Origin of the sequence: Nocardioides pantholopis, assembly GCF_003710085.1 — a bacterium.
GTDB lineage: Bacteria > Actinomycetota > Actinomycetes > Propionibacteriales > Nocardioidaceae > Nocardioides > Nocardioides pantholopis.
This window is the reverse complement of record NZ_CP033324.1, coordinates 3,634,569-3,646,380: the sequence shown is the minus strand read 5'-3', so window position 1 is coordinate 3,646,380 and position 11,812 is coordinate 3,634,569. Positions and strand designations below refer to the sequence as shown.

At 73.8% G+C, this 11,812-nt stretch carries 8 protein-coding genes; 4 read left to right on the top strand and 4 right to left on the bottom strand.

Going from position 1 to position 11,812, the window contains the following annotated elements:
* The first annotated feature begins 45 nt into the window (after positions 1–45).
* Together EBO35_RS17430 and EBO35_RS17425 are read left to right on the top strand one after the other, a co-directional pair.
* Complete coding sequence (locus EBO35_RS17430; RefSeq protein WP_164478026.1) at positions 46–615, top strand: RNA polymerase sigma factor; 570 nt, start codon at positions 46–48, stop codon at positions 613–615.
* On the top strand, positions 615–1,625 hold the full coding sequence (locus EBO35_RS17425; protein WP_122818851.1) for a CU044_5270 family protein: 1,011 nt from the start codon (positions 615–617) through the stop codon (positions 1,623–1,625). Before EBO35_RS17430 ends, EBO35_RS17425 begins: the two co-directional genes overlap by 1 nt.
* Positions 1,626–1,677: 52 nt before the next feature.
* On the opposite strand, the gene EBO35_RS17420 is transcribed toward EBO35_RS17425, so the two are convergent.
* Together EBO35_RS17420 and EBO35_RS17415 are read right to left on the bottom strand one after the other, a co-directional pair.
* Complete coding sequence (locus tag EBO35_RS17420) at positions 1,678–3,285, bottom strand: APC family permease (RefSeq protein ID WP_164478025.1); 1,608 nt, start codon at positions 3,283–3,285, stop codon at positions 1,678–1,680.
* 81 nt (positions 3,286–3,366) lie between these two features.
* Positions 3,367–8,574, bottom strand: a complete 5,208-nt coding sequence (locus tag EBO35_RS17415; protein WP_122818849.1) for a DUF7507 domain-containing protein — start codon at positions 8,572–8,574, stop codon at positions 3,367–3,369.
* 180 nt (positions 8,575–8,754) lie between these two features.
* On the opposite strand from EBO35_RS17415, the gene EBO35_RS17410 reads away from it, so the two are divergent.
* Complete coding sequence (locus tag EBO35_RS17410) at positions 8,755–9,501, top strand: HAD-IA family hydrolase (protein ID WP_122818848.1); 747 nt, start codon at positions 8,755–8,757, stop codon at positions 9,499–9,501.
* Between the two features lie 36 nt (positions 9,502–9,537).
* Here EBO35_RS17410 and EBO35_RS17405 read toward each other — a convergent pair whose 3' ends face one another.
* Both EBO35_RS17405 and EBO35_RS17400 read right to left on the bottom strand, forming a co-directional pair.
* Complete coding sequence (locus tag EBO35_RS17405; RefSeq protein ID WP_164478024.1) at positions 9,538–9,969, bottom strand: anthrone oxygenase family protein; 432 nt, start codon at positions 9,967–9,969, stop codon at positions 9,538–9,540.
* 17 nt (positions 9,970–9,986) lie between these two features.
* Entirely contained in the window at positions 9,987–10,799 is an 813-nt protein-coding gene (locus EBO35_RS17400; protein WP_122818846.1) for an SDR family oxidoreductase, read from the bottom strand.
* 55 nt (positions 10,800–10,854) lie between these two features.
* Here EBO35_RS17400 and EBO35_RS17395 point away from each other — a divergent pair, with 55 nt between their 5' ends.
* Entirely contained in the window at positions 10,855–11,784 is a 930-nt protein-coding gene (locus EBO35_RS17395) for a cupin domain-containing protein (protein ID WP_241153756.1), read from the top strand.
* The last annotated feature ends 28 nt before the right edge of the window (positions 11,785–11,812 follow it).

The following is an 11,812-nucleotide window of genomic DNA, read 5'->3' as shown; positions in this document are numbered from 1 at the left end:
CCGGCCACCGTGGAACCGGGGAGGGTCGAGCGGACAAGTAGGGGTGTGACCACCGACAGCGAGATCGTGCGGAACTCGATAGACGACCCACCAGCGTTCGCCACGATCTTCGACCGCCACGCACCGGCCATCCACCGTTTCGCCGCGCGCCGGACCAGCGAGTCGGTCGCCGACGACGTGGTGGCCCAGACCTTCCTCGTGGCCTTCGAGAGGCGCCGGCACTACGACCTCGGGCGCGACAGCGCCGCTCCGTGGCTCTACGGCATCGCGACGCGGGTGCTGCACCGGCACCGCCGGGACGAGGTCCGGATGCTGCGCGCGCTCTCGCAGCTGCCCGACGAGCGCCACGGGGCAGACCCGAGCGGCTCGGTGGAGGACCGGGTCGACGCCCAGCGGGCCGTCGCCGATCTCGCCCACGTCCTGCGCTCGCTCTCCACGCCCCAGCGCGACGCCCTGCTGCTCTTCGCCTGGGCCGACCTGACCTACGAGCAGATCGCCGACGCCCTGGAGGTCCCGATCGGGACGGTGCGCTCGCGCCTGAGCCGCGCCCGTGCCGCGTTCCGCACGACCAGCACCACCCACCCGCTGCACACCACCGCCACCCGGAGGCCCTGATGACCGACCTCGACCTGCTGCGACGCGTCCGCCAGGACGTCACCGAGCCGACCGCGGCGACGCTGGCACCCGCACGTGCCACGCTGCTCGCCCGGGCGACCGGCGGGCGGCCGCGCCCCCGGCGGACGAGGGCGGCGCTGGTCGCCGCGGCCGCGGTGGCTGCGGTGGCCGTCACGAGCCTGGTGGTGCTCACCAACCCGGTCACCACCCCGCCGGCGGCCGCCGCCCAGCTGCTGCACCGGGCCGCCGACCGGGCCGGCGACGGCCCCGCGCCCGGGCCGGGCCAGTACCTGGCCGTCGAGACCCGGGAGGACACGCTCGGCTACGTCCAGGACGACCGGGCCGACGACGGGAGCGTCATCGGCGCCTATCGCTCCGCGTCGGTGTCGACGACGTACGTGCCCCGGGATCGGGACGGCACCTGGGTGCGCCGCTACTGGGCCGAGGAGCCCACCGAGTTCTACGGCGCAGCGGCGGTCCGGCGCGCGGCCGCCCGGGACTTCGCGACCCAGGCCCAGGCCGAGGACCCCGGCCTGGAGCGCGCGGACGGCGGCCGGTTCGGCAACGGCGAGCTCGGCGGCGGCAGCGGGGGCCTCGAGGCCTCGGACATCGAGACGCTGCCGCGCGACCCCCGCCGGCTGCTGGCCCGGCTCCAGGACGCGGGTGGCGTCGGCGACAGCCCCCAGTGGGCGGCCATCCAGAGCGCCAGCACGCTCCTGCGGACCGGGCTGGTGCCGGTCGGCCTGCGCCGGGCGCTCTACCAGGCGCTGGCTCTCCTCCCCGAGGTGCAGATCCTCGACGACACGCTCACGATGAGCGGGCGTCGCGGCACCGCGGTCGGGGTTCAGGTCGACGGCTACACCTGGAGCATCGTCCTGGACCCCGACTCCGGGGACTTCCTCGGTGAGGTGCAGACCCAGCTCGAGGCGACGGGCGCGGTGCCCGCCGGGACCGTCGCCTACCGGACCGCGGTGTCGGTCTCCGTCGTGGAGGACATCCCCGAGCCCTGAGGCGTCATCGGGTGCCGTGCCTGCGCGACGGCGCCGGCTGACGTACCGCTGGCTACGCGGCTCCGGCGGGGGCGTCCGGGACCGCCGCCGTCCGGACCTCCGGAACGGCCGCGACGGCGGCGGCAGCCGCGGCGGCGGGGAGGGCCGAGCGCAGGCCCCACTCGAAGAGCACCAGCGCGAACGCGGCGACCACGACCATGTCGACGCCCGGGGGCAGCCACTCGCGGCCGCCTCCGAACCTCCCCGCGTAGGTCAGCACCAGCAGCCCGACGTAGTAGGGGCCGAGCCAGGCGAGCGAGCGCAGCGCCAGCGAGCGGGCCAGCTCCGGATCGCGCACCACGCGCCACCCCAGGATCACCACGCCGACGCCGATCGGGATGGTCAGCTTGATCATCGTGTCCCAGCCGGTCCAGTAGATGATCAGGCTGACGACGACGAAGGCGATCCGCGCCAGCGCTCCCACCGCGGGCAGCCGGAACGGACGCACCCGGTCCGGGACCTGGCGGCGCAGCGCGACGACGGTGACCGGGCCCAGGCACATCGACAGCACGATGGCGCCGGAGTTGAAGGAGAGCAGCTCCGACCAGCCGTCGCGGAAGGCGAGCAGCAGCACCAGCCCGACCCCGAGGTTCAGCACCATCGCCCGCAGCGGGACGCCGTGGCGCGAGAAGACCGCGACCGGGCGCGGGAACAGCCCGCTCTCGGCGACCGCCACCGCGAGCCTGCCGGTCGATGCCGTGGAGACCAGTCCCGCGCCGAACGGCCCGAGCACGGCGTCGGCCACGACCAGCTTGGCGAGCGTGGCCATCCCGAGACCCGCGAGCACGGCGGCGAGCGGGCCGTTCGCCCCGCCCGGGTCGAGCCCGGCCCAGCCCCGGTCGAGCTCCGCCGGGTCGACCGCCCCGATGAAGCCGAGCTGCAGGACTGTGAAGAGCGCGGCGCAGATGAGGATGCCCCCGACGAGTGCCACCGGGATGGTCCGCTGGGGTCGGCGTACCTCGCCGGCGAGGTCCAGTGCGTGCCGGAAGCCCAGGAACGCGAAGGTGACCCCGCCGGTGGTGATCGCGCTCAGCACCCCGGTGACCCCCTCCGGGGCGAATCCCTCCTCGCGGACCGGGGCTGCGGAGAAGCGGGTCAGCAGCGCGACCGCTATCGCCGCCAGGATGACGAGCTTCACCCAGGTCAGCGCGGTGTTGACCCGGGTGAAGAGCGCGACCCCGAACGCGTTGAACACCGTGAAGGCGACGAGCAAGATGGCGGCCGCCGCGACGCCGCCCACGCTCAGCGGGCTCTCCCCGTTCGCGGAGGTCCCGGCGACGAAGAGCCAGTCGAAGGCCGGCTCGGTGCTGGCGTACTCGAGCATGGCCTGGGTCTCGATGGGTGCGGCCGTCACGTAGCCCACCCAGGCCACCCAGCCGACCGCGATCCCGACCGCCGGCCCGTGGCTGAAGGCGGGCAGCCTTCCGAGACCTCCGACGACCGGCAGCATGGCGGCGACCTCGGCGAAGACCAGGGCGACGGTGACCAGCATCAGGCTCGCGATCGGCCACGCGAGGATCGCGGCGGGGCCGGCCTGGCGGGCCGCGAAGAGCGGGGCGAACAGCACGCCGGAGCCGACCACGCCACCGACCGCGACGAAGGTCAGCCCGAGCGTGCCCACCGAGCGATCGGGTGCCTGTGAACCGCCCATCACCAGTCCACGGTTCCGGCGCGGGGTCGTCGGTCTGCGCGGCGCGGCCGCCTAGCGGACCGCGGTCTTCCCGACGGCCTTGGCGACGACGACCTGGTACTTCGTGTAGTGGAAGCGGCCGTTGCCGTAGACGACCCGGCCGGTGCAGCTGATGAGGACCAGTCGGTGTGCTCCGGTCGTCGAGAAGAACCGCCGCGGCAGCCTCCGGGTCCGGTCGTACGTCGTCGTGCCCGTCACCCGGTACCGGAAGGTCTGGCCGCCGCTCGCGACGGCGACGGCCTGGCCTCGGGAGGCCCGGCGCAGGCCCCACAGGGCGCCGGGGCTGTCCCGGCGGTCGGACACGTGGCCGGCGATGACGGCGGTGCCGATCCGGTCGCCGTACCCGGCGGACCTGCGCAGCCAGCTGGTCACGTCGACGTCCGCGGGGAGCCCCATCCGGCCCCGCTTCACGGTGGCGGGGACGACCGTCGCGTTGAGTCCGATGCCGGGGGCACGGACGACGGTGGGCGCGGCCCGGCCGGACTCGCGGCCCGGCAGCGTGCCGGAGAACCCGCCGGCGATGACCGGGGGCCGGTAGCGGGGCTTCGCGACGGTCGTCGTCTCCGAGGCGAGGCCGCACCGGCTGGACGCGGCGCCGTTCGCCGCGGTCCGCTCCGTGGTCACCCGCCAGGTGTAGACGCCGGGCTCACCGACGCGCACGGCCGGGGTCCGGCTCCACCCGGCCGGGGCCCGCCAGGTGACGGTGCGCGCCAGGTTCGCCGGCCGGCAGCTGGCGGCCGCGCGGGACCGGAAGGGTCCGTAGAGGCGGGCGGTCGCCGGGACCGTCGTGCCCGGAGCGAGCCGGGTGACGCGGACCCGGTCGTGGAACCGCTCGCCGGGCCGGACGCGCTGGTCCGAGGTGCGGGTGCGCAGGCGCGGCTCGGTGCGAGCAGGTGGCTGCACGCCGACGACGGCGCCGTCGGGCTCGGAGGACGTCGGGGAGCGGGCGGGGTCGGTGCCGGTCGCGCGGGCGGTGTTGCGCAGCTGCGCTCCGGCCAGGTCGGCCGCGGTCACGGTGTAGACGCTCGTGCAGGTGACGCTGGCGCCGGGGGCCAGGCTGTCCGCCTCCGGTGGGCAGGTCGGCGCGGGCAGGCTGCCGGAGCCGGTGAAGGTCTCCTCGTCGATGGTGATCTCGCTGATAGGGACGTTGCCGGTGTTCGTGACGCGGAACAGGTAGGTCACCTGCTGGCCGGCGGCGGTCACCGTGCTCGGGCTCGCCGTCTTCACGAGCTCGAGCGCCGGCTCCTCACTGCTCTCCACGGACACGGAGTCGGTGTTGTTGGTCAGGTCGGGGTCGTACGGGAGGCCGTCCGACCGGTCGGAGGTGGCGGTGTTGGTGAGCGTGCCGATCTGGGTGGCCCGGGCGGTGATCCGCAGGACCGCCTGGTCGCCGGTGGCGGGGAGGTCGACGGGCGCGAGGTCGCCGATCTCCCAGACCCCGGTGTCGGGGTCGTAGGTCCCGACGGTCGTCGTGCTGCTGACGTAGGTGAGCCCGGGGGGCAGCAGGTCGTCGACCGTGACGTCCTCGGCGGTGTCCGGGCCGAGGTTGCGCACCCCGATGGCGAACTCGACGGTGTCGCCGAGCACCGGGGTGGGATCATCGACGGTCTTGTTGACGGCGATGTCCGCGGCGGGGACGAACAGCTCGGCGTTGTCGATGTTGTTGTCGGGGTTCGGGTCGTCGACCCGCGACTGCTGGATGACGACCAGGTTGCGGTTGTGCCCCGTCGCCTGGGTGCTGACGAGCACCGAGACGGTCAGCGTCGCCGTCTCGCCCGACTCCAGCCGCGGGATCGTCCAGGTGCGGGTCTCCTCGTCGAAGGTGCCGTTGTCGACGGTGTGTCCGGTGATGGTGGCCGGGACCAGGGCCGGGTCGTTGAGGATGGTGTCGTCGGTGGCGTTGGGGCCGTTGTTGGTGACGGCGACGGTGTAGGTCACCGTGTCACCGGGCTGGGCCGTCGGCGGGTCGACGCTCTTGCTCACCTCGAGGTCGGCGAGCTCGACGAAGGTCGCGTTCGCAGAGGCGGAGTTGTTCGTCTCGTCGATGTCGCGCTGGTCCAGGTTGAGCAGGCTGATCGTGTTGGTGCGCTGGCCGACGACGGTGCCGGTGGCCCGGATCGTGAGCGTGACAGTGCTCCCGACCGGGAGGGAGGCGACGGTCCAGGTGCCGGTGTCGGCGTCGAAGGTGCCGTCGCCGGTGGCGGAGACGAGCGTCAGCCCGTCCTCGAGGAGATCGGCGAAGACGAGGTTCGTGGCCGTGGTGGCCGGTTGTCCGGAGACCGCGTTGTTGGTGGCGGTGACGGTGAACACCGCGTCCTGGCCGAGCGGGATCTCCGAGGCGGACCCGCCACCGGCAGCCGCGACGGACTTGGTGACGCCGACGTCGACCGCCGGGGCCAGGGTGGTCACTGTCGCGGTGGACTCGTTGTCGGCCGGGGTCGGGTCGTCGAGGAGTGGCGCGTCCACCGTGACGAGGTTGACCTTGGTCCCGGCCGTGTCGAGCCGCGCGGTGACGGTGAGGGTGGCGGAGCCGCCCGAGGCCAGGGTGCCGACGTTCCATCGGGCCCCCGGGACGTCGACGGTGCCCTGGGAGGGCGTGCTCTCCAGGACGGTCACCCCCTCCGGGCCGGTGTCGGTGACGTAGACGCCGGTGACCGGGTCGGGGCCGCGGTTGAGGACCGTGACCGTGTAGGTGACCGTGTCCCCGACGACCGCCTCCTCCGGGGAGACGCCCTTGACGATGGCGAGGTCGGCGGCCGGGATCCGCACGTCGACGGTCGCCGACGCGGAGTCGTTCGCGCTGTTGATGTCGACGGGGGAGACGGTGGCGAGGCTGGCCACGTTGGTGAACGTCCCGGCGGCGGTGGTGTCGAGGACGAAGTCGTACGTGGCGGTCCCGTCGACGGCGAGCGAGCCGATGGTCCATGTGTCGGTGGCCGGGTCGTAGGTGCCGGTGCCACCGGAGTCCGCAGGACGGTAGTCCAGCCCCGGCGGCAGGGTGTCGGTCACGGTGATGCCGGTGCCGGGGAGCGGGCCGTTGTTGGTGACGGTGACCCGGAACGTGACGGTCTGCCCCGCCGCGACCTCCTGGAGGCCGATCACCTCCTTGGTCACGGCCAGGTCGAGGCTGGCGGGGTTGAGCGTCACCGTGGCGGTGTTGTTGGCCGCGTTGGTGTCGAGCTGGTCGAGCCTGGTCAGGCTGGCGGTGTTCGACACCACGCCGTTGGTGTCCACGCGGGCGGTCAGGGTCAGCGTCACGGCGTTCCCGACGGCCAGCGCCGGGATCGACCAGCGCCCGGAGGCGTCGGTGTAGGTGGACCCCTGCGGCCCGCCGGTGCTGGACGTCAGCAGGGTGAGCCGGCCGGCGGGAAGCAGGTCGGTGATGACGACGTCGGTGGCGGCCGCGGGCCCGTTGTTGGTCGCGGTGACGGTGAAGGTGACGGTGGCGCCGACGTCGGGGGTGGGGTCGTCGACGGTCTTGGTGACGGCGATGTCGGTGTTCACCGCGAGCGCGGCCTGGGCCTCGGGCGACTCGACCTCCTGGCCGGCCGGGGTCTCGCCCGTGGCGACGGCGGTGTTGACGATGCTGCCGGAGGCGTCGGCCTGGCTGGTGTCCACGGTGTAGGTGCCGGTGCAGGTGGTCGAGGCACCCGGGGCCAGCACGTTCTCCCCGCACAGCAGGTCCGCGGAGGAGACGCGGTCGTCGGTGACGGCGATGTTCGTCACCGTGGACCCGCCGATGTTCGTCACCGTGTAGAGGTACTCGACCTGCTGGCCGGCGGCGTACGGCGGGTCGGTCTCCACGGTCTTGGTCAGGTCGAGGCTGGAGACCAGCGGGACGGTGACCGTGGCCTCCGGGGAGGTCACCTGGTCGCCGTCGGGCCGCTGGGCGGTCGCCGTGGCGGTGTTGACGACCTCGCCGGCGGCGACGTCGTCCGCGGTGACGGTGTAGGTGCCCCGGCACACAGTGGTCGACCCGGGCGCCGGGGCTGGGGTCAGTGTGGTGGCGTCGCAGGTGATCGGACCGGTGATCGTGTCGTCGGCGATCGCCAGTGTCGACAACGTCTCCGTCCCGGCGTTGGTGACGGTGTACTGGTAGGGGATGACCGTGCCGGCGGTGATGACGGCGGGCAGGGTGCCGGCGCTGCGGTCGACCTGCTTCTCCAGCTGCAGCTCGGCGAGCGGGTTGACCGACCGGACCACTGCGTTGCGGATCAGGTGGACGTCGGTCACGCCGCCGGTGGAGCCCGAGAGCCCGAACTTGTAGGTGCTCGGCAGGTCCGGGGGAGCGGGAACGTCGAGCTCGGTGATCCACGGGTCGTTGGGGTTGCTGGGGTTGTACCGGACCTGGACGATCACGCGCGGGTCCGGGGCGGGGGTGACCGTGACGTTCACCTGGCGCCAGGACCCGGCGAGGGTCCGGGCCCGCAGCGTCCCGGTGCCGCCGTTGAGCGTGGTGCCCGGGTCGTTCGGGTCCGCGGGGTCAGCGGGCGTGGTCGAGGCGAGGTAGCAGTAGCCGGTGAGGCCCTCCCCGGGGCCGCGCAGCGTGATCACGTTGGGGGCCACCGCGCCCTCGGCGGTCGAGGACGAGCGCTCGTTCTCGGGGCAGCCCGTCCCGCGGCTCTCGCCGTCGTCGAAGTAGTTGCCGTAGGCGTCCAGCCCGACTCCGAGCACGCCCCCCTCGACGCCCGGCTCGGGGACGCCGCCCTCGGCGGTGCGCTGTGCGTACCCCAGGCTGCCGCCGGGCGCGCCGGTGCGGGTCAGGTCGGTGGAGCCGTCCACGAGGAAGAACCCGATGCCGTCGGCCCCGGTGCCGCCGTACTGGAACTGGTCGAAGGTGATGGTCACCCCGGCGGTGGCCGGGATCGGCCGGTTGTACAGCGCGCTGCCCGCGGTCTGGGTGCTGGCGTCGGTCAGCTGCAGATAGCCGGGGGTGGCGCCGAGCGCCGGCACCGGGCCGGTCCGGTGGGTGGCGCAGGTCGGGATCTGCGCCGCGCCCGCCGGCGGAGCCGTCCGGGCTCCGGTCAGGCAGGTGTCGCCCTGGACCGTCCAGGACGGATCCGCGACCGAGGTGCCGGTGAACGTCTCCGAGACGATCGTGGTCCCGCCCGTCGGCGGGTCGGCGTACGCCGCGGTGCGTGCCGCGTCGGGGACGACCGAGAGCGTGGCCGCCGTCAGGGCGCAGACGGTCGCGGCAACGATCTTGCGAAGAGTTGGCATGGCGTCTACCTCCCGAGCAGGGACACGCCTTCTACTGTCGGTCGCCGCCCGGCCGCCCGGCCTCCCCCGATTCGGGCCAGCGCCGGCCCGCGCCACTGTCCGGGCAGGCCGCCGGCGCTCCATCCACCTCTGGCCACCTCTGGCTAGGCTCGCGCTGGCACCGAGCAGGGGAGGACGTGGATGAGCCGGACGCCATCGGCGAAGGACGAGGCCCGCAGGCTGGCGGAGTACCGCTGGCTGAGCTTCGACGTCGTCGGCACCCTGATCGACTTCGAGCGCGGGATCCTGGACTGCCTCCAGGAGATCGCCCGGACCGAGGGCGTCGCCCTCAGCGACGAGCACGCCCTGGCGCGGTTCGCGGCCGCCGAGGACGAGCAGCAGCGGCTGACCCCGGAGCTGCCGTTCACCCAGATGCTGGAGCCGATCTACCAGCGCCTGGCCGGGGAGGTGGGCCTGCCCGCCACCGAGGAGTACGCCGCGGCGCTGCGCGACTCGATCCGCCGCTGGCCGGCGTTCCCCGACGCCCCCGCAGCGCTGGCGCGGCTCGGTCAGCACTACCGCCTGGTGGCGCTGACCAACGCCGACAACTGGGCGCTGGCGCAGTTGGCGGCCACGCTCGGCGACCCGTTCGACGACACGGTCACCGCCGAGGACGTCGGGGTCAACAAGCCCGATCCCCAGGTCTTCACCTACTGCGCCGACCGGCAGCGGGTCCAGGGCTACGGGCGTCAGGACTGGCTGCACGTGGCCCAGAGCCAGTACCACGACCTCACCACGGCCAGCTGGCTCGGCGTCGCGACCTGCTGGATCGAGCGCCGTGCCGGCCAGGACGGCTTCGGTGCGACCCCGGCCCCGCAGCAGGTCGTCACCCCCGACCACCGGTTCACGTCGCTGGCCGAGCTGGCCGAGGCCGTCGAGCGGTCCTGACAGCACCAGCCACCCGGCCCGGGGCTTACAGGACCGTCACCTGCCGGGGACGCACAGCAGCACGAACGCCGCGGCCGCGGCCACCGTGCGTACGTCGTGCCAGCGCACCCAGGCCGACTCGAACGCATCGCGGGACCCGCCCCGGGCCAGGGCCTCGTTGAGCGGGATGTTGACCGCGAACGTGATCACGAGCGCGACCACCGCGGCCACGGCCGCCGCGATCGTCACCGGGTCGCGACGCAGGGCGGCCAGCAGCACGGCGAGCGCCGGGGCGCCCAGGAACAGCGCCAGGAAGACCGGGTTGACGATGACGACGTTGATCCGGTTCATCACCCGCACGAAGGTCTCGTCGGACACACCCCGCAGGGACGGCATCACCGCCACCACGAAGGCCAGGTAGGTGCCGGCGAGCAGGCCGCTGAGGGCCCGCCCGCCGGCCAGCAGCACGCTGTCCATGCCGTCAGCCATGACTGTCATCGCACCTGTCAGCCACGGGCCGTCGGCACGAGCGCGTCCGCAGCGAACGCCGCGAAGTCCCGCGGGTCGCGGCCGAGGACGTCGCGGACACCGGGGTCCAGGTGGGCGTTGCGGCCGTCGAGCACCTCGTCGAACAGGGCGGCCAGCCCCGCGGCGTCGTCGGCCTCGAGGCCGGCGGCCACCAGCGCCGCGGCGTACTCCTCGGCCGGCAGCTCCCGGAAGTCGACCGGCCGTCCGGACGCGTCGGCGATCTCCGCAGCGATGTCGGCGAACCGGATCAGCCGCGGGCCGGTGAGCTCGTGGACCCGGCCCACGTGCGCCGGGTCCAGGAGCGCGGCCACCGCGACGTCAGCGACGTCCTCGACGTCCACGAAGGGCTCGGGCGCCGTGCTCTCCACCATCGTGAGCGAGCCCGTGTCGAGCTCCTCGGCCCAGAACGACTCGGTGAAGTTCTGGAAGAAGAACGACGAGCGCAGGATCGTCCAGTCCGGGCCCGCGCCCACGAGCGCTGCCTCCGAGCGCCGGGCGCCCTCCTCGCCCCGTCCGGAGAGGAGCACCAGTCGGGTGCACCCGAGGTCGACGGCGCGCCGGGCGAACGCGCCGACGATCTCGTCGGCACCGGGGAGGCCGAGGTCGGGCTGGAAGCAGACGTAGGCGGCGGTGCAGCCGTCGAGAGCGGCGTCCCAGGTCGTGGCGTCGTGCCAGTCGAACCTCGGCTCGCTGTGGCGGGACACGGCGCGGACGGGCCGGCCGAGCGTGGTCAGGCGGTGGGCGACGCGGCTACCGGTCTTGCCGGTGCCGCCAGTGATGAGAGTGGTCATGGCTCCACCGTGGCCGCCTCGGTGGACGATCAGAATGCTTGTGACGCGCACGATCATGTGCGAACGTCTCTTCATGGACGCCGTCAGTGCACTGTTCGACGGTCCGCGCGCTCAGCGGGCCTTCGCGCTGAAGGCGGTCTTCGAGGGCACCTGGTCGCTGACCGTCGAGGACCGGGCGCCGCTGACGGTGGTCGTGATGGCGCGTGGCCGAGCGACGTTCACCCGCGGGCGGGAGTCGACCGAGGTCGGCGTGGGGGACGTCGTGGTGGTCCGCGGCCCGGCGCCGTACACCGTCGCCGACTCCGCCTCGACCCCCGCCGACATCCGGATCCTCCCGGGCCAGGTCTGTGTCGACCCGCACGGCCGGCTGCTGGCCGAGGACCTCCGGCTGGGGGTGCGGACCTGGGGCAACAGTCGCACCGCCGACGCGACGGTGATGCTGATCGGCACCTACGAGCAGGAGACGTCGGTGGGGTCCCTGGTGCTGTCCCGGCTGCCCGAGCAGCTGGTCCTGCACGACCTGGACCCCCGGCTGGTCGAGCTCTTCGCCACCGAGCTCGTCGGCGACGAGCCCGGCCAGTCCGCCGTGCTCGACCGGCTGCTGGACCTGCTGGTGGTGCGCTGCGCCCGCGCGGCGCTCGCCGAGCCGTCCGGCACCGCGGCCGACCCCCTGGTCGGGCGGGTGCTGCGGGCCATGGAGGAGCACCCGGAGCGGCCCTGGACCGTGGCGTCCCTCGCCGACCACGTAGGCCTCTCGCGGGCGGCGCTGGCGCGCCGCTTCACGGCACGGATGGGGGAGCCGCCGTTGACCTACCTCACCCGGTGGCGCCTGGCCCTGGCCGCCGACCTGCTCGCCGGCACCGACCAGACGATCGCCGCCATCGCCGCCCGGGTCGGCTACGGCACGCCGTTCGCGCTCAGTGCCGCCTTCAAGCGGGTCCACGGGGAGTCCCCGCGCGACTACCGCCGCCGCCAGGCCGCCTGAGGGATGCCGGAATGACGGCGCCCGAGCG